Origin of the sequence: Thiomicrorhabdus sp. ZW0627 (assembly GCF_029767005.1) — a bacterium.
Lineage (GTDB): Bacteria > Pseudomonadota > Gammaproteobacteria > Thiomicrospirales > Thiomicrospiraceae > Thiomicrorhabdus.
On record NZ_JARUQR010000004.1, the window covers coordinates 46,609 to 65,160 of the forward strand.

The 18,552-nt window shown below is 48.3% G+C and carries 15 protein-coding genes; 10 read left to right on the plus strand and 5 right to left on the minus strand.

The window, feature by feature from the left end; all coding sequences use genetic code 11:
- Positions 1–274 precede the first annotated feature (274 nt).
- From QCB45_RS08930 to hisI, 6 genes are all read left to right on the plus strand, one after another.
- Positions 275–1,405, plus strand: a complete 1,131-nt coding sequence (locus tag QCB45_RS08930) for a glycerate kinase (RefSeq protein WP_279420601.1) — start codon at positions 275–277, stop codon at positions 1,403–1,405.
- Positions 1,406–1,613: 208 nt separating this feature from the next.
- Positions 1,614–2,879, plus strand: coding sequence for a BtaA family protein (locus QCB45_RS08935; protein WP_279420602.1), 1,266 nt, complete (start codon positions 1,614–1,616; stop codon positions 2,877–2,879).
- Between the two features lie 21 nt (positions 2,880–2,900).
- The gene (locus QCB45_RS08940; RefSeq protein WP_279420604.1) at positions 2,901–4,016 is read left to right on the plus strand and encodes a GNAT family N-acetyltransferase; all 1,116 of its coding nucleotides are present in this window, start codon (positions 2,901–2,903) and stop codon (positions 4,014–4,016) included.
- 30 nt (positions 4,017–4,046) lie between these two features.
- A complete protein-coding gene (locus tag QCB45_RS08945; RefSeq protein WP_279420605.1) occupies positions 4,047–4,943 on the plus strand; it encodes a UDP-2,3-diacylglucosamine diphosphatase in 897 nt (298 codons plus the stop codon).
- 146 nt (positions 4,944–5,089) lie between these two features.
- Complete coding sequence (locus tag QCB45_RS08950; RefSeq protein WP_279420606.1) at positions 5,090–6,166, plus strand: 3'-5' exonuclease; 1,077 nt, start codon at positions 5,090–5,092, stop codon at positions 6,164–6,166.
- Positions 6,167–6,170: 4 nt separating this feature from the next.
- Positions 6,171–6,614, plus strand: a complete 444-nt coding sequence (hisI, locus tag QCB45_RS08955) for a phosphoribosyl-AMP cyclohydrolase (RefSeq protein WP_279420607.1) — start codon at positions 6,171–6,173, stop codon at positions 6,612–6,614.
- 99 nt (positions 6,615–6,713) lie between these two features.
- Here the strand turns inward: hisI and QCB45_RS08960 are convergent, their stop codons facing one another.
- From QCB45_RS08960 to QCB45_RS08975, 4 genes are all read right to left on the minus strand, one after another.
- On the minus strand, positions 6,714–9,599 hold the full coding sequence (locus QCB45_RS08960; protein WP_279420608.1) for an ATP-binding protein: 2,886 nt from the start codon (positions 9,597–9,599) through the stop codon (positions 6,714–6,716).
- A gap of 170 nt (positions 9,600–9,769) precedes the next feature.
- A complete protein-coding gene (gene truD / locus QCB45_RS08965) occupies positions 9,770–10,870 on the minus strand; it encodes a tRNA pseudouridine(13) synthase TruD (protein ID WP_279420609.1) in 1,101 nt (366 codons plus the stop codon).
- Between the two features lie 134 nt (positions 10,871–11,004).
- Positions 11,005–11,463, minus strand: a complete 459-nt coding sequence (locus QCB45_RS08970) for a hypothetical protein (protein WP_279420610.1) — start codon at positions 11,461–11,463, stop codon at positions 11,005–11,007.
- A 46-nt stretch (positions 11,464–11,509) separates the two neighbouring features.
- On the minus strand, positions 11,510–12,430 hold the full coding sequence (locus tag QCB45_RS08975) for a Tim44-like domain-containing protein (protein ID WP_279420611.1): 921 nt from the start codon (positions 12,428–12,430) through the stop codon (positions 11,510–11,512).
- Positions 12,431–12,686: 256 nt separating this feature from the next.
- Between QCB45_RS08975 and QCB45_RS08980 the strand changes: the two genes are divergently transcribed.
- Entirely contained in the window at positions 12,687–13,208 is a 522-nt protein-coding gene (locus tag QCB45_RS08980; protein WP_279420612.1) for a porin family protein, read from the plus strand.
- Between the two features lie 176 nt (positions 13,209–13,384).
- Here QCB45_RS08980 and QCB45_RS08985 read toward each other — a convergent pair whose 3' ends face one another.
- Positions 13,385–13,966, minus strand: a complete 582-nt coding sequence (locus QCB45_RS08985; RefSeq protein ID WP_279420613.1) for a methyltransferase — start codon at positions 13,964–13,966, stop codon at positions 13,385–13,387.
- 147 nt (positions 13,967–14,113) lie between these two features.
- Between QCB45_RS08985 and rep the strand changes: the two genes are divergently transcribed.
- The 3 genes from rep (at position 14,114) to QCB45_RS09000 (ending at position 18,494) form a co-directional block, all read left to right on the plus strand.
- Positions 14,114–16,147 (plus strand): DNA helicase Rep, encoded by a 2,034-nt coding sequence (rep, locus tag QCB45_RS08990; RefSeq protein ID WP_279420614.1) that lies wholly within the window; start codon positions 14,114–14,116, stop codon positions 16,145–16,147.
- 56 nt (positions 16,148–16,203) lie between these two features.
- Positions 16,204–17,397, plus strand: coding sequence for an iron-containing alcohol dehydrogenase (locus tag QCB45_RS08995; RefSeq protein ID WP_279420615.1), 1,194 nt, complete (start codon positions 16,204–16,206; stop codon positions 17,395–17,397).
- Between the two features lie 167 nt (positions 17,398–17,564).
- Positions 17,565–18,494 (plus strand): OmpA family protein, encoded by a 930-nt coding sequence (locus QCB45_RS09000; protein WP_279420616.1) that lies wholly within the window; start codon positions 17,565–17,567, stop codon positions 18,492–18,494.
- The last annotated feature ends 58 nt before the right edge of the window (positions 18,495–18,552 follow it).

Consider the following 18,552-nt stretch of genomic DNA (forward strand, 5'->3'; position numbering starts at 1 on the left):
TATTTGAGAATATGAAAAGACGGATCAAGCATAAACTGTTCAATCGAATGGAGAGCCATCGGTCACCCCCTGCTTCAATCGGGGCGCAATACCTGGCCCTCAGCCAATAAAATCAAACTGCCTTTCACCAGCTCGCTTTGATAAGATAGAATCTAACAAAAAATGGTAAGAACGGCGCAACGCTGCAACCATCGAACCGTTAAACCGTACAGCTCCCATCGCAACGTCGCGCGCTGACCCAATGTTTATACCATGCATTCAACAAGGATAACTCATGAACAAAGCGTTTAACGTTCTGCTTGCGCCGGACAGTTTCAAAGGTTCCCTTAGTGCGATCCAGTTTTGTGAAATCGCCACCCAGGTCATTCAGAGCATCCATCCGGACTCTCAAGTCATCTCTCGCCCAATGTCAGACGGCGGCGAAGGTTTCGTTGACAGTTTTGTGTTTGCGGGGCTGGCCGAAAAACAAACACTCTGGGCATCGAACGCCTTGGGACGAAAGACCAAAGCCCAGTTTGCTTGGCAGCCGGAAACCCAAACGGCGATGATTGAAATGGCTCAGGCATCAGGCCTGCCGGGAATCCGCCACGAAGAACGCAACCCTTTACAGACCCACACTTATGGAACCGGCCAAATGATTCAGGCGGCCATCGCCTTAGGAGCCAAAAAGATCATACTCGGGCTCGGTGGTTCTGCCACCAACGACGGCGGTGCCGGCGCACTCCAAGCCTTGGGAATTCCTCTTCTGGACGACAAAGGCAAAGAGATCAATCTGGGCGGACAGGCTTTGAGGCAAATAAAACAGATTGGAGACATACCAGCTGAACTTTTGGACATCGAATGGGAACTGGCCTGCGACGTCACCAATCCTCTATTGGGCGACGAGGGGGCAACCGCCATCTTCGGACCGCAGAAAGGAGTCACGGAGCACAACTTCGAAGCACTCGAAAGCGGCCTTGCAAACTGGGCACAAGTCATTGAGGAACACACTGGACGTCAAGTGGCCGAAATCCCCGGTGCCGGTGCCGCCGGAGGCATGGCGGCCGGATTCATAGGACTGCTGGAAGCCAAAGTCACTCCCGGGTTCGACATACTCAACCAAAACCTGAAAATCGAATCGCTGTTACAAGAACATTCAATCGACTGGATCGTCACCGGGGAAGGCCGCATCGATACACAGACCCGTTTCGGAAAACTGCCGATGCGAATCGCCGAGCTGGGATTGAAACACCAAGTGCCAACAATCGGAATCTGCGGCAGCTTGCAATGCGCGCCTCAAGACCTGCCGGAGTTTAAAGCGCTCTTCAGTATCATCAATTCGCCGATGCACGAAATCGACGCCTTCCAGAAGACACCGGAACTTCTGCATGACACCCTTTCCTCTGTATTTAATCTGATTGGTTAAAACAGCAATCTTCTCTTCTCGACAGGCCTGTTCGGTTACAACAAACCGCAAACAGGCCGATTTTCATAAAACTGTTACAAAACACCCGCTTACTGTCGTTAACGGTCATCAAGCTGTTATACAAGCTTCACAAATGGTTAAAAAACACCTTTTAAGATGAATGCCATATCAATGTATTTCCGTATTGAAGGCACAAAGGTTAACCGTTATGAGCATCAGCCCTACTTCTGTCGAACCCACTAAAACCAAAGACCTGCTGGATTCAGCCGTCAACAACACCTCGATTCTGAGCCGAAAAGGGCTGTTGGACCGTTTATTCACCGCCTGGTTCGACCGCTTGGTCTACCCGCAAATCTGGGAAGATCCCGAAGTAGACATTCAAGCTTTGCGACTCGATACAGACTCTCGCATTTTCACCATTTCGTCCGGTGGCTGCAATGTACTGAACTACTTGACCGAAAAGCCGAAATCCATCGATGTCGTCGACTTGAACGAAGCCCATATCGCGTTACTCAAACTCAAACTGGTCGCAGCCGAACACCTGCCGGATCAAGAATCTTTTTTCGACTTCTTCGGTAAGGCCAACCTACAAAAAAACATGGATCGTTACCACGCCTACATCCAGCCAAATCTAGATCTAAAAACCCGCGAGTACTGGGAAGGCAAAGCAAACTTCTGGGGTAAAAAACGCATCCAACTGTTTGCCGATGGTTTTTACCGCCACGGTTTACTCGGAAAATTCATCGGCTTGATTCACTGGATCAGTAAGCGCCACGGATACGACATCTCCAAAGTGATGCGCGCCCGCACTCAGGAAGAACAGCAGACTTTGTTCGACCAGCATGTCGCACCGGTGTTCGATACACCTATCGTCAAGTTCCTGTGCCACCGTTCGGTAGTCATGTACAGTCTGGGAATTCCGCCGGCTCAATTCGAAGAGATGCACCAAGAATCCAAAAGCGCCCGTCACGGCATGCACGACCTGCTCAAGGAACGTGCGCGCCACTTGGCTTGTGACTTCCCACTCAAAGACAATTACTTTGCCTGGCAGGCTTTCAATCGGGAATACGACATTGACCACCGACAAGCCGTTCCGCTTTATCTGAAAAAGGAAAACTTCGAAACCCTACAAGCGGAAATCGGCCAAGTACACGTACACCACCAATCGATGACCGAACGTTTGAAACAGATGCCGGACAACAGCCTGAACGCCTATCTGTTCCTGGACGCCCAAGACTGGATGGACGAGCAACAACTGAAAGAACTTTGGGAGCAAGTCAATCGCACGGCGATGCCGAACGCACGAGTCGTCTTCCGCACCGCAGGTACGCATTCGCCACTTGAGCAAAAGCTGCCTGCCGAGCTATTGCGTCACTGGACAACGGACGACATCGAAAACCATCACTGGACGCAAATGGATCGTTCAGGTATTTACGGCGGCGTTTTCCTCTATCGCCACAAAGCGGAACCTTAATCGTCAATGGAAACCGATTTCATGTCTACTTTTCCTCCGGAAATGGCTTGGTCCACAACCCAAAAATACGTTATGGAAGTCAACGCCATGCAACAACACGCCTCGCCGGGGGCTATCCGCAACGTTCAGACCGAACTCGAGAGTATGCTGATCGAAAACCAGGCCGTTCCGGTCACGCGCAATGAAACCGAATACGACAACAGTTATGTCTGCTCGCCTTATACCGCCTATATCCGCTATGCGCGCGATGAATTAGGGCTATTAAAAAGCCCAAAACTACAACGTTTCTTCAAAGGTGTCATCTGGCTTGCCGACGGCTTACTGCAACTTGGAAAAATCAACCAGACCATTTCCATCAACAACTGGATGTTCTCAACCAATCCGATTCCAAACTGGCAAGAAAACACGGTTTGCGAACTGACCCAGAAGCTAGCCCACTCCAATCCGCAACACAGCCTAAGCATCCGTTCTCTAAACCGGGAAACGAATAAAGAGTTAATGCAGCATTTGACATCAAACGGCTGGATACTGTTACCGGCACGTCAGGTCTACCTGTTTATGAAAGACGACCCGACGTGGTGGAGACGCAATAACGTTAAAAACGACCAGCGTCTGCTAAGAAACACCAACCTGAAATTGCTTGAACCCTACCAGCATCGCAGTTCCGATTTCTTTGAAATCGAACGTTGCTTCAACCAATTGTTCATTGAAAAACATTCCACATACAACCCTCAGTTCACGGCGGATTACCTTGAATTTCTGCACCGCCAACAACTTGTGGAATTTTTCAGTTTTCAGGATGAAACCGGACGGATTGTTGGCAGCATCGGTCTGTTTACCCTGCACGGCATCATCACCGCACCGATTGTCGGGTACGATACGCGACTTCCAAAGTCGCTTGGTCTCTATCGCTTATTGATGGCCGTACTGCTCAAACAGACCCATGAACGTAAATTGTCGCTCAACCTCAGTTCGGGCGCCGGCCATTTCAAGCGCCAACGCGGCGGTCGCCCGGTTGTCGAATACACGGCACTTTACGTCAAACACCTTCCGTGCACACAGCGTTTCATACAGACAATGTTTGCCAAATTACTCAACCGTTATGCGCCGGACCTTTTGCAGAAACACGAACTTTAAACCCGATTAACGACCGCCTTGAGAGAACCAATGAACTCGAATACCCCGACATGGATGCGACTACAAGCCGAAGAAATTCTCGCCAGCCCTCAGGAGAGCCAAGAAGAGGATTCCTCTTCCAGCAATCCGAAACGCTATCGAACCATCTGGATCTCGGACACACACTTGGGTTCCAAAGGTTGCAAAGCCAACTACCTGAGCGAATTCCTCAAAAAGCACGATTGCGAAACCCTGATTCTGGTTGGCGACATCATTGACGGCTGGCGCATGCGTAAGCGTGTCTTCTGGCCACAGGAACACACCAATGTCATCCGCCGCATCCTGACGCGTGCCAAACGCGGTACCAAAGTAATCTACATCACCGGCAACCACGACGACATGCTTCGCCGATACTCCGGCATCCAGTTCGGTAACATCGACCTGCTGGACGAGTACACTCACACGACCGCCGACGGCCGCAAAATCTGGTGCATTCACGGTGACCAGTTCGACGGCGTGGTGCAATGCCACCGCTGGATTGCGCTGTTCGGGGACTTCCTCTATGAGAGCATGTTGCATGTCAATCGTTGGTTCAACCAGGCACGCCACCGCTTGGGATTTGGCTATTGGTCTTTATCGGCTTACCTTAAAGCCCGTGTCAAACGAGCGGTCAACTTCATCTCCGACTTTGAGAATGCGGTTGCAAAAGAGGCTCAGAACAAAAACATGGACGGTGTCATCTGCGGCCACATTCACCACGCGGAAATCCGTCAGATCAGTCCGGACGTCACCTACTACAACTGCGGTGACTGGGTCGAGTCCTGTACAGCATTGGCGGAGGATTTCGACGGCAACATCCAACTGATCAACTGGGTAAAGCTGGATCACGAAACGGTTCAGACCACATTGAAAGAGAGCTCGGCCGGCGAATTACAAGGCGCAGAATAAACTCCGAACCACAGCCTACAGCTGCGCATTGCAACAACGCATGGATTCAGAAAACGAGCAGGCCTGTTGATTTTCCACATTTGCCCAACCAATCCCCCTTTCAACTGGTAGAATAGCCATTTTTGACATAAAAACTAAATATATCCATGAGTAACGCACAACTGATCCTGATCGACAAACGAAACCAACCCTTAAAAGAATATCTCGTTGCGGTTGCCGCTTCCGACGGTTTGAACATCAAAGGTGTACAGATCATGGCCTCTCCAGCCAAAGGCGAAAAGGCGTTGCTCAATGCGGACATCATTATTCCGCCACTGGAAATCTTCGACTTCAACGTCAAGAAACTGGTGGCCGAGACCTTGAAGAAACTGGTCGTAAAAGAAGAAACCATGGACGTCGACACCTTCATCGAACGCAGCAGCGAAGACGAAGCGGTTCGCAAATCTCTGAAAAAGTCGGTCAACCGCCTCAAGAACAAACTCGAAGCGTTAATGAAAGAGTTCACCTCCTCCGAAGTGATTCCGCTGATTCAGGAACGTCGCAACGACGCCCTGTTCAAACTTAAGGAACACGACCAGGAACTGAACGGCAAAAACGTCGTCTGCATCGACATCGAAGCCACCGACATCAGCACCAATCCGGAAGCGGACATCATTCAGGTTTCCGCCTGCGACATCGATGGCAACGAACTGTTCAACCAGTTGATCAATCCAGGTTACGACATTCCCGAAAACGAAAAACACAACATCACCACCGAGATGGTACAGGATCAGCCGACACTGGTAGAAGCCTGGGATACCATCCACCAAACCCTTAAGGATGCGGACGTGGTCTTGGCTTACAGCACGGAAAGTGACTTTGCCTATTTGGAAAAAAGTGCGGCCAAAAAGATGTTGCCATTCGAGCTGGACTACAACACCTGGTTGGATGCGGCAGAACTCAGCAAAGATTTGATCGGAGCGTTACGCTGGCAAAGCGAGAAAATGTACTGGTTCTACAAAACACCTAAATTGACCGATGCTTATGAACGCATTTTGGAAAAACCGTTTCCGGGCGACGCACACGACGCTTTGGCCGATGCGCGTGCAACGGTGGAACTGTTCAAAGCGATGCTTCAGAAAGGCCGTAAATCGCAGGTTGCTGTGAAAAAGCAGAAAGCGGTCAAGGAAGAGATCACCAACAACCCGTTTGCAGCCGCTTTCGCCAACGCCAAGCGAGGATAAGCCCATGTCCGAAGCCCCGACATTCAAGCAATTGGAAAAGGCCAAACAGGGCGATACTTTTGATTGGGAAACCCTTAAATCTCAGATCAAGTTCGATGAGAACGGTTTGATTCCGGCCATTGCCCAACAGTATGACACCAAAGAAGTGTTGATGATGGCATGGATGAACCTGGCCGCACTGGAAGAAACGTTGAAAACCGGGCGCGTTTGCTACTGGTCCCGATCACGCCAGAACTACTGGCGCAAAGGCGAAGAGTCCGGCCAGATACAAGTTCTAAAGTCACTGGCGTTCGATTGCGACGGCGACACCATCTTGTTACAGGTCGACCAGACTGGACCGGCCTGTCACTCGGGCCGCCGAAGCTGTTTCTACACCGCCGTGGAAGACAACCATGTTGAAATCCTCAGCAACCCGTTAATCGATCCAAGCGACCTCTATAAGAAATAAGTTTGAGTCAAAGCCTTAGAAAAGGCGCTCAACCTTTTCCCTGAAATCGAACAGGCCTGTTCGGTTTCATGCTTCTTACTTTTCAAAGCAAGACTCCAATCAGTTCTCCACCTTGTCGCTTTGATCAGGCCCCGACATCTTGAGTTCAGGGAACCATTTATACAATTTCTCCCTAAATTCTTCGACAAACAAAGGCTTCACTAACAAATCATCCATACCCGCGTTTAGGCAACGATTCCGCTCTTCTTCGTAGGCGTTGGCAGTAAAGGCAATAATGACCGCCTGATCTTTCGTATTCAGCTGCACCTCTTCATGGCGAATCAGCTGACTGGCTTCATAGCCGTCCATAATCGGCATCTGACAGTCCATCAAAATCAGTCCGAACTTGTCATGGTGCAAACGCCAGAACTCCAAAGCTTCAAGTCCGTTATTAACCACATCCACTTCCAATCCAAGCTTATGAATGAACGCTTCTGCAATCTGCTGGTTGGTCGGATCGTCTTCAACCAACAAGACCCTTTTCAGCGGTTTATCACCCTCTTCTTGAGACTTTCTCCGCTTTCTCTGCAACAAAGGCTCCGAAGACGCCATACGAGTGTCGTATTGGGCAACAATCGCCTCTGGAAGAGAGTCCACAGAATCGGCGTTGCTCACTTCGACGTCATCAGCCTTATGGAAAGGCAATTCAACAATAAAGGTACTGCCCTGCCCGAGTTCGGACACAACACGGATGGTTCCATCCATCAAGTCCACCAACTGCTTGGTAATCGCCAACCCCAAACCGGTTCCGCCAAAATGGCGCGAAGTCGAATTATCCACTTGGATAAACGGTTCAAATAGGCCTTTATGGTGCTCTTTCGCAATCCCGATACCGTTATCCTGAACACTGAACTGTAAGTAGTAGGACACCTCATCCTCTTTGAGAATCGAGACATTGAGTAACACTTGACCTTTCGGGCTGAATTTAATGGCGTTACCGACTAGATTGAGCAGAATCTGGCGCAATCGCAATGCGTCGCCCTTGACCCATACCGGGCAGTCGGCATCCAAAGATTGCTGTAATGCAACCTCACCCAATTTGGCCAATGGCGTCAACAGCCGAACACTGTTATTCACGGATTCGTGCAGATTGAACGGTTCTTCATAAATCTGAATACCGCCTTGTTCGAGTTTGGAAAAATCCAACACGTCGTTAAGGATCGAAATCAGGGAACGGCCACTTTCACGAATTGCGTCGAGATACGTTTGTTGAGTCTCATTCAAGGGCGTGTCAATCAACAGGTCAGCCATACCGAGGACACCGTTCATCGGAGTTCGAATTTCGTGACTGATCATCGCCAAGAAGCGGCTTCTTGCCAAGGCCAAAGCTTCCGCTCGGTCTTTGGCCAACATCATCTGTTCTTCTGCTGCTTTTTGAACCGAGACATCACGAATAACCGTCGCAATCACCACGCCTCCGGAAGTCTGCAGACGACTCAAGCTGACACCCAAAGCCAATTCTCGACCGGAACGCGTCTCACCGACGCACTCACGATAAGGCGTAATCTGAGGTTCAGACTGCCACTCCAAGGCGTCGGCATAAGAAGGAATCAGACGACTCATCGACTGTCCGATCAATTCATCCTTCAGATAACCAAACATGGATTCGGCCATTTTGTTAACGCTTTGAATCCGCCCACTGTCATCTGTCACCACCATGGCATCCGGCGCGTTTTCAATCAGTGTCGTTGCCTGCTGTTCCGCCAGTTTCTGAGCTTGTATAGAGGTAATATAACCTTGAACTTTCTGGACCTTCTCACGGCCATCGCGATTGAGATGCACCAAACTGTAAACCCAAATATAGTGCCAATCTGCGCACATGAGACGGTATTCCAACTCAAACGACGGCGCATGGTTTTGAATGGCCTGCAGCATACTGTATTTGAAGTTCTGCAGATCCTTTGGATGAATCAGGTCATAGAAACTTCGCTCGGCCATCAGCTCGGAATCTGTAAACCCTAACAATTGAAGCACGTTTGGTGAAACGTATTCGATAGACATGCCTGCCTGAAAATCCTTTTCGAACAGCACAGTCGGGCCGGCATTGAACAATGCACTGTAAGACGCTTTCTGTTCCGCATGGAAGCGAGCTTCATTCGCTCTCTTCAGGTAATACAAAAACGCCATGAATAAGAGAAGAGCGACCAGGAAAAGAGACCATGCTACGTAATTGACCTGTTCCGCATGTTTTGAAAACAGGCCACTGCTTGGCAATCCCAATAATAGCCAGCGTGTATGCTCAACCTTCTCAACGGCCAACGCTTTTTTTAGTTGCTTATCTGTAAATGAAACCAAGTCTTCATTGAGGGACATACTGGATGAAGATAAAACCGGAACCTTAGGACTCGCCGCCCTCACCAACACCAGCTCCAACTCCGGGCTGTCAAATTGAGATAGCAACTTCTGAAAACGCTCTAAAGAAAAGCTGACCAGCAGTGCGGCGTGCTGATTACCGCGATCGAGTTTCACAATCACATCAAAATGGTAGTGTTTTCCGTTTCGATGTAATTCAATCTCTCCAGTTGATGACGGGGTTTGAAATTCATTTTCAATCAGATGCTTGCACTGTGCACCCAACGGCTGCCCCTTGCTGACAACCATCGGCTTCCCTTTTTGATCTAAAATCGCAAATTGATCAACATCTCGAAAAAGCGTATCGAGATCATTGGAGACCTGGGTGACGTCATAAGGATAGCCTCCACCGGCAGCCAGTTCAAAGATACGTTCCTGATGATGATTGGCTACAGAACTGACCATAGTTCGATAATGGTTAAGGCGATCTGTAATCAAACTGGTGACGCCATTCGTTGTCACCAAAGCGGTTTCGGTTAAGCGGTTCTGGTAGCTCAATTTAAGGTACTGGCTTCCAAAATAAATGACCACCGCCGTCAACGCGATTCCTGCGATAAAAATCGGCGAGACCGTCCCGAGAGCCGGACGAATCATTTTAGATAACTTATTTATCAACTAACCAGTTCCTTTCTCTTGAGCCTAAAGAGTAAGTCAACTCCTTACCAAATGTAAACTCAATGTATTGAGAATCATTCGACCTTCTTTATTAAACGCACCCGCCATCTCTAATTAAACAACCATAGCGGGGTTTTCCTATGCATTCATTATACGCCGGAATGCTGTTCCATTTTTTTTGCTATCTGTGCATCCTGAATTTGGCAGATCTCGCGCAAAACCATGGTTGCATAAGACCCGGCCGGCAATGAAAAACTCACTTTCAATGCAGCCACCGCCTCTTCACCACTGCCGCCTTTGAGCCACTGCCACTCAAAATCTTTCGGTAATACCCTTAAAGACCGACGATCCTGCTTTAATCCTAGTTGCTCCAAACCTTGCAACCAAATGTCATACGGCTGGACAATCGATTCTTCCAAAGTACGCACCGACTCCTGACTGGGCAACTCCCCCCTGCCAACCAGTGGACCTGTAGGATGCAGGTCACCGCTCTCCACTCTTTCAGCCAGATCTTCCGATCCATCCTCTACAAACCAACGGGAAGAGCCTTCAAGTTGTAAAACATCACCAACTTTAAAACGATTCCAATTTTCCTGGCTCACCCGCTCGCTCAAAACCAAATTAAACAACCAGGAACGTGCCGCGGAAATATACAGACTTTTCTGATTGCGTTTGACCCGTTTCATTTTTCCTTGCAGAAAATCCGTGGCCTTGCAGAGATTATTGCCCTTGAACCCGAAACGCTGCTCTCCGAAATAATTCGGCACGCCAAACTGCTGAATTTGTAGCAAGCGGGTTTGCAATTCATCCGGTTGAGCTTGAAGTTGACGAAGCACCAACTCGAATCGGTTACCGCTCAACCCTCCGGTTTGCAACTTACGTTGATGACGCACCATCTTAAGAATCTTGACGTTTTCAAGCCCCAAATCCTCGGGATTGGGATCCGCTTGTCCCGGCAGCTGAATACTGAACCATTGACGGGTGACGGCGTGGCGGTCTTTTTGACCCGCCACACCAATACGCGCTGGGGAAACGCCCGCCCATTTAGCCAGTTGTTGCAACACCCAGTCGGTATTCTCGCCACGCTTCTCTACCCAGCACCACAGATGCTCCCCTTCACCACTCAATTCGTAAGCAATCTGCTCTTCGACTACAAAATCTTCAGGACTGACTTTATAGACGGCTGAACAAAACGGCTTGCCATAGGCGTAAGCCAGACTGTCCATTAATGGCTGGGGGAAGTCATACATACTTGATACTCAAAACAATAATATGCCAATAAAAAGGCCTGGTATGGTTCTTTTGCCATACCAGGCCTGCTGGTTTTTAAGCCGCGTATTTTATGTTCTAAACACACAGCTCACCGACCTTTTTGTTCATCTTATTAAAGATTCTTGAACACACGCTCGGTAATCGGGCGCTCCTTTCCTTCCGGTTCTGACTCATAAACTTGAATCAAAATCTGGCTGACATTGCCGGGAATCACGTAGTCACGAATCAATTCACGGGCCCCGATCGGCGAATCCTTGTTGATATAAGTATAAATATTTTTCAACTGACATTTATTGTCGGGATCGGATGCCAAAGGCCGCAACAAGCCTTCTCCGGAAATCTTTACGGACTCTTTGGTCAGAATCGTGACCTTATGGTAATAAGTATCGGTTAACGGATGATTGAAGCAGATCATCAATACTCGGTCGAAATTACCGGAACCCTTGTCCAGATTCTCTACGATCTGTGCTGACTGAAGCGTCACCGGCTCTTTGGAACACCCTGAAAGCCCCCCCGTCAGGACAAATAATCCCAAAAAAATACCGACTGCCTTGATTAGGTTAATACCCATCACTCCCCCTCGCTTATGCTTAGATAACTTAATGTTAAGTCCCGATCTAATGCATCTGCTGAATACCCGCAACCAACCAATTACCTTGATCGGATGCGTCTCTACGGATATGCCAAACTTCATTAAATGCATGCGCATCCGCTTCGGCTTCTTCCTGAATGAAGCCACTAAAACGAACACTCACAACAAAATAATCGCCATCAATGGCCATGTCGGCAATTTCCGCGTCCAATGTATCCACAACGGTCACATTATCTCCGGGAACACGTCCTTGTGCTTGCTGCTTAATTTCCGCGAACAATTCTGGTGTACAGTAGGATTCGACCTCTTTCAGATCCAAATCATCCCATGCTTTCTGTAGTGTAACAAAATGGCCTTTAGCCCCTTCTACAAACTGCTGCGCGTTAAACCAGGCTGGTACTTCATGTACTGTAACGGCCTGATCGGAAATTCCTTCACCTAACGCTGAGCCTATAATCGATCCTTCCTGATAAGGATCGTAATTCGGCTGACCTGAAAATTCGGAATAGGCTTGACGACGGCTGACGGTCTGATTGTCTGACTGGTAAGTTCCTTCAGACGACTGGCCGTAAATCGGCTGCTGACGGCTACGACTCGAGGCAAACAGTTTGAACAACATATAAGCGATCAGTGCAAAGATCAACATATCCATCAACTGAATTCCTTCAAAGCCATCGCCAAACAGCATCGCTGCCAGCAGGCCACCAGCTGCCAAACCGGCCAAAGGCCCCAACCATTTGGACGCGCCGCTTGTCGCCGTGGTTTTACCCGTGGTTGCCGCCGGTTTGGTCGCTGTGGATTTAGGGGCTGTGCTGTACGATTTGGAAGGGATTGTTTTAGAGTATCCGAAGCTGGAACCACCACCCAAACGAGCGGCTTCAGCGGCCTGAGACAGAGTAACCATACCGAATAAAAACGTTAACATCACCAACCAAGAACTTCTCACAGCACACTCCTAAATTTTATAAAACGTCTCATCAAGACTACCCCGTATTCTAGACAAGGCACTAAACAATAACAAGGCAATAAAAACACCAGCTTTTTTAATGCTTTCATATCACTCGTCTTACGCCGTTCACAAACGCCGGTATAACCCCAAAAAACCACGGGTTGACACCTAAAATTTAATACGTACAATTCCGCACGCTTTATGTAATAAAACTATACCTAGGGATGGGTTCACTAATTATAAGGTTTACAAAATGAAAAAAAGTTTAATTGCTGTGGCTATCTTAGCTGCGTCAACGTCTGCCGCAATGGCTGAGGATTCTACCAATGCAATGGCTGGTACTTATGCGGAATTGGGCTTCAGCCTGTACAAAGCAGAAAACTCAGGTTCCAGCCTGGAAATTCCGGTACTAACCGCTACATTCGGTAAGAATTTAAACGAATATTTTGCCGTTGAAGGTTTTTTGGGTACAGGCCTCTCTAAAGACAATGTTCCGGGTGATGCAAAATACGCAATCAACCATCTTTACGGACTAGACCTTAAAGGTACGATCAAAATTACTGAAGACCTTAAAGGGTTTGCCAAAGTCGGATATAAGTGGAGTCAAATGGAAGCTTCAAACGACAAATTCAGTCATGACCGTTATTTTGGAACACTTGGTCTTGAACATGACTTCAATAGCCAGGTTTATGGTTCTGTTTCTTATACCACTTATGAATCAAAATATGGCGTTGATGAAAACTCACTGAACGTAGGTGTTGGTTATAACTTTTAAGACGAGAATTAGATAAGAATAAGAACACTGCCCACACTTGCAAGGACAGTTCTATTTTTTTGTTTGTAGTTAGACTCAGTTAAGGGGCTATTCCGTAAAAAGAAAGCCCCTCTTTTTAACCCCCTCGTCCTAACAGCAGCTCAAACATCAACCATCCGTGAGCTACCGACTCTTCCTCACTCCTTAACGCAACGAGAGATGGTGTAATCTTTCCCCTGCTTTACCTTTTCGTAATTGCCGAACACTTCCACAAAGTTTCGCTTCATGTACTGACGCAACCCATTAATGGTCACGACGACAAATTGACCTCCCGGCGTTAGTTGCTGATGGACATCGTGCAACAGAATACTCAACATTTCCTTACCAACCTTAGCAGGAATATTCGACACCACCGTGGTGAATTCCATATCTTTTGGAACGTTGCTCAACCCGTTTGACAAATAAGCCTTGGCATTCGTCAGGCCATTCATTTCCGCATTCTTGTTGGCATATTCAACGGCCACGAAATCCTTGTCGACCATATGCACTTCGCCTTTTGGCGCATTGGCGGCAATCGCCAACCCAATCGGCCCGTAACCGCAACCGATATCCAAGGCAACTTCGTCATCCTTGATATCCAGATGACGTAAAAAAAGATCGGTTCCCGAATCGATTTCACGTGGACTGAAAATCCCCCATGTGGTGGCGAACCGTAGCGGTTTACCCATCAAATTCGCATCAATGTGCAGATCTTGCTTTAACTCATGAATGGTGGCCATACTGGTTTTTTCCTAAAGTAATTCGTCTCAATTTGAATTATCATATTGTACCTTTTCTGCTGATCGAATAATTCAAAAAGCATCAGAACCCAATAAGCAACTTTAGCAGCAGTTTTAGAAGTAGTTAAAAAAGAACCAGAAGCCAGAATGCATAGCCTAAACGAACGACAATATGAAGCGGTTAAACACATCGAGACCCCAGCGCTGGTATTGGCTGGTGCAGGTTCCGGAAAAACCCGTGTTATCACTGAAAAGATCGCTTACTTGATTCGTCAGCACGACTACAAAGCGCACAATATCTATGCTGTGACCTTTACCAACAAATCCGCCAAAGAGATGAAAGAGCGTGTCACCAAGCTACTCAAAGACGAAAACACCAAAGGCTTGAACGTTTCGACCTTCCACAACTTGGGTCTAAACATCCTGCGTCAGGAATATAAAGCGCTGGGTTACAAGCCGAACTTCTCGATCATGGACGCTACCGACAGTGGCCAGATTCTGAAGGAATTAATGCATAAACAGTCGCTTGACCCCGAAGTCTTGGACGGGGTGCAATGGGACATCTCAAACTGGAAAAACGCGCACATCACACCGCAACAAGCGCTGGAAACGGCCGAAGATGCCCAACAGCAAGCCCGTGCCCTTTTGTACCAGGCCTACCAGAAACAGCTACACGCCTATAACGCCGTAGATTTTGATGACTTGATCGGCCTGCCGGTAAAACTGTTCAATGAAAATCCGGACGTACTCGACAAATGGCAAAACAAGGTTCGTTATCTACTGGTGGATGAGTACCAGGATACCAACGCCTCACAGTATGAGCTGGTGAAACAACTGGTCGGTGTACAGGCACGCTTCACAGTGGTTGGCGACGACGACCAATCGATCTATGCCTGGCGTGGCGCCCAGCCGGAAAACCTGGCTCTTCTAAAAGAAGACTTCCCGGCACTGAAACTAATCAAGCTGGAACAGAACTACCGTTCCAGTAACCGTATCCTACAATCGGCCAACCAGCTAATCGCCAACAACCCGCACGTATTTGAAAAATCACTGTGGAGTGACATGGGAATGGGCGACCATCTTCGCGTCATTTCCTGCGCCAACGAAAACCAAGAAGCGGAACGTGTCGTCTCGGAAATCATCGTCCACAAATTCAAGAATCGCACCAAAAACAAAGATTACGCAATCCTATACCGGGGCAATCACCAGGCGCGTTTGATGGAACGCGCCCTGCGCGAACAGAACATTCCTTACGTGATTTCCGGCGGAAAGTCCTTTTTCGATCATGCCGAAATCAAGGACATCATGAGTTACCTAAAACTCATCGTAAACCCGGACGACGACGCTGCTTTCTTGCGAATCGTCAATACGCCACGCCGAGAAATCGGTGCTTCCACCTTGGAGAAACTGGCAACGTACGCCACTGGGCGCGGCATCAGCCTGTTCGACGCCACTCAGGAATTCGGCCTAACCACCATTCTTTCGGAAAAGGCCTTGAAACGAGTTCAATACTTTGGGCAACAACTTCTGGACTGGGTTCAAAAAGCCGATTCGGCTGAAGGCGAAGAAGTTGTTTCATTCGTGCGCCAACTGATCGAAACCTTGGAGTACGACAACTGGATTCATGAAACTGCCAGTAATGTCAAAACCGCCGAACGCCGTATCGCCAATGTACGCGAACTGGTACTGTGGATTGAACGCATCATCAACAAAGCGATTGAAGAAGACGGAGAAGAAAAGAAGCTTCAGACCATTGTCACCCACATGACCTTGATGGACATGATGGAGCGCAATGAATCTGAAAAGGAACACGACATGGTCAGCTTGATGACGCTGCATGCTTCTAAAGGATTGGAGTTCCCGCACGTTTTTCTGATCGGAATGGAAGAAGAGCTTTTGCCTCACAAACAAAACTTGGAATCGCCGGGACTGGAAGAAGAACGCCGCTTAGCCTATGTCGGAATCACTCGAGCGCAAAAGACTCTGACTATGACCTACGCATCCAAGCGCAGAAAATACGGTGAAGACATGGCTTGCGAACCGAGCCGTTTCCTTGAAGAACTGCCGCAGGACATCCTTAAATGGGAAGGTAAACCCGGCCAAGTGGTCAGCAAGGAAGAGCAGATGGAAGAAGGCAACGCCCATTTGGCGAATTTGAAATCGTTTCTTAAAAAAGATTAAACTTCTTAGTACCAATTGCGAGCAACCACTCAACCCAAACTATACGGATTCGCTTCATGCACCAAACCATTCCGCCGTTTCAATTCGCCCCCATGCCACATATTCATTTCGGCTGGGGAATTCGTCATCAATTGATCGAACACCTGAAAGAGAACTACCGTGGTCGGGTGGTTTTGATAACCGGTAATTTTTTGAGCAGGCCTGGTGAGTTTGGGCAAATCGTTCGCGACACGCTGATGGAAAACAATCGTCTGGTCGATCACTTCACCGTGTCCGGTGAACCTTCCCCTGACTTGGTCGACTACATTACCAGCCAATGCAAACCTGATACTGAAGCGGTCATCGGCATCGGTGGCGGCAGCGTTCTGGATGCAGCCAAAGCGATTGCCGGCCTGATTCCTAGCCAAACCTCGGTCATGGATTATCTGGAAGGTGTCGGTGCCGGCAAAGCGTTTGATGTTGAAACCTGCCCATTCATTGCGGTACCGACCACCGCTGGAACCGGCAGCGAAACGACGAAAAATTCCGTGCTGTCACGTTTGGGAGAATTCAAAAAGTCTTTCCGCAGTGACAAACTACTGGCCAAAGAAGCCTGGCTGGATCCGGAACTGCTACTGAGCTGCCCAAAAGACATACTCTATGCAACCGGGATGGATGCTTTCACTCAACTGCTTGAGTCCTACACCACACTTAAACCCAATCCGATTACCGATGCACTGGCCTGGCAAGGCATGACCCTATTCAAGGGGGCATTCGAAGCCATCGAAAGTGAAAACGAAGCTCTTCAACAACAAGGCTACAGCCGCTTGATGCTGGCTGCTTCGCTTTCCGGAACGACGCTTGCCAATGCGGGACTGGGCGCTGTACACGGTTTGGCCGGCCCGATCGGCGCCTTCTTCGAAGCACCTCATGGGATTGTCTGCGCGAAACTTCTGGCTCCCATTACCGAAATGAACATCGAAGCCCTACATCAACAGGATTCTGTACAAACCCGTCAATCATTGGAAAAATATGTCCAAATAGGCCGCCTGCTCAATCCGGATTCAAAACCCGGTGAAGAACTAACAGGCCTGGTGAAAATCTTGCAAAGATATGCTCAAACTTACACGCCGCAAGGCCTGGGAGAATTCGGGCTATCCACCGACAACCTAGAACCGGTCATCAAAAGTTGCCGAAGCGGCAGCATGTTAGGTAATCCGGTGATACTTTCCGACGAACAATTGCACAAGGCAATAACCCTAGTTCTATAAAAGAATTTAATTTAGGCATGCGCATCATTTGAGTTAGAATAAAAATATCTCATTTTCTACGCATTTTTAATAAAAATTATGCGAGACTAGGTTATTATGCAAAGATAAGTTTCAACTCACATTTATCAACCATAGGCAACTCACTCTTAAAATCCCTGGAGCCAGTCATGATACGCTTATCAAATCAGTCAAGAATTTACCTATTGCTTACTCTTGCTTTTATGGCCGGATTAAACGGCTGTTCCACGACGGAAGAAACTAAAGAGTACCCATCCGCTGCCATTAAGGTTCTGTATGAAGATGATCCTGAAGCGCTTACCCAAGAATATAAAGACTTAGACGAAGACGGCGTTACAGACAAGTTAGACCATTGCCAAAATACCGTCCCCGGCATCAAAGTCGACTCATACGGCTGCGAACTGGACAGCGACGGTGACGGCGTCTATGACAAAGACGACCAGTGCCCAGGCACTCCTCCTGGCGTAAAAGTCAACTCTTTGGGCTGTGAACCTGACGATGACCGTGATGGCGTTGCCAACTCAATCGATCTTTGTCCTGACACACCTCTAGGTACGCCAGTAGATGAAAAAGGTTGTCCTTTGGACATGGATGAAGACCGTGACGGCGTATTCAACGACGACGATCAGTGCCCTGGCACCCCACTAGGCGTGAAGGTCAACAAATACGGATGCCCTCCAGAAGTCCTTGTTCTAAGTAACATCGTATTTGACACCAACTCTTCGAAAATCCGTGACGATCAAGCTGCAGTACTTAAGCAGAACGCAAGTCGCTTAAAAACTTTGAAGAGCACAGAAGTTATTTTGGTTACCGGACATACGGACAGCGTCGGTTCAAACCAATACAACCTGTGGTTGTCATGGCGTCGTGCGGACAGCGCTAAAGAGTTCTTGTTGAATGCAATGCAACTAAAAGACGATCAACTTTACATTCTTGGTAAAGGTGAAGAAGCTCCGATTGCTGACAACAAAACGGCGGAAGGAAGACAGAAAAACCGTCGTATTGAACTTAAAGTCATCCCTCGTACTGAAGTGCCCGATGCAGCTAAAGCTCGACTTCCCGAAAACATCGGGAAATAAAGCAGTCGTTGAAGCATTTGAACTTCAATACCAACGAAATAACCTAACCCAACAGGTG

Excerpts from the sequence above, each read along its gene's own strand:
- QCB45_RS08935 (WP_279420602.1), top strand. The coding sequence starts at position 1,614 with ATGAGCATCAGCCCTACTTCTGTCGAACCCACTAAAACCAAAGACCTG.
- QCB45_RS08980 (WP_279420612.1), top strand. The coding sequence starts at position 12,687 with ATGAAAAAAAGTTTAATTGCTGTGGCTATCTTAGCTGCGTCAACGTCT.
- hisI (WP_279420607.1), top strand. The coding sequence starts at position 6,171 with ATGTCCGAAGCCCCGACATTCAAGCAATTGGAAAAGGCCAAACAGGGC.
- QCB45_RS08930 (WP_279420601.1), top strand. The coding sequence starts at position 275 with ATGAACAAAGCGTTTAACGTTCTGCTTGCGCCGGACAGTTTCAAAGGT.
- QCB45_RS09000 (WP_279420616.1), top strand. The coding sequence starts at position 17,565 with ATGATACGCTTATCAAATCAGTCAAGAATTTACCTATTGCTTACTCTT.
- truD (WP_279420609.1), bottom strand. The coding sequence starts at position 10,870 with ATGTATGACTTCCCCCAGCCATTAATGGACAGTCTGGCTTACGCCTAT.
- QCB45_RS08995 (WP_279420615.1), top strand. The coding sequence starts at position 16,204 with ATGCACCAAACCATTCCGCCGTTTCAATTCGCCCCCATGCCACATATT.
- rep (WP_279420614.1), top strand. The coding sequence starts at position 14,114 with ATGCATAGCCTAAACGAACGACAATATGAAGCGGTTAAACACATCGAG.
- QCB45_RS08950 (WP_279420606.1), top strand. The coding sequence starts at position 5,090 with ATGAGTAACGCACAACTGATCCTGATCGACAAACGAAACCAACCCTTA.
- QCB45_RS08985 (WP_279420613.1), bottom strand. The coding sequence starts at position 13,966 with ATGGCCACCATTCATGAGTTAAAGCAAGATCTGCACATTGATGCGAAT.
- QCB45_RS08945 (WP_279420605.1), top strand. The coding sequence starts at position 4,047 with ATGAACTCGAATACCCCGACATGGATGCGACTACAAGCCGAAGAAATT.
- QCB45_RS08960 (WP_279420608.1), bottom strand. The coding sequence starts at position 9,599 with ATGATTCGTCCGGCTCTCGGGACGGTCTCGCCGATTTTTATCGCAGGA.
- QCB45_RS08970 (WP_279420610.1), bottom strand. The coding sequence starts at position 11,463 with ATGGGTATTAACCTAATCAAGGCAGTCGGTATTTTTTTGGGATTATTT.
- QCB45_RS08940 (WP_279420604.1), top strand. The coding sequence starts at position 2,901 with ATGTCTACTTTTCCTCCGGAAATGGCTTGGTCCACAACCCAAAAATAC.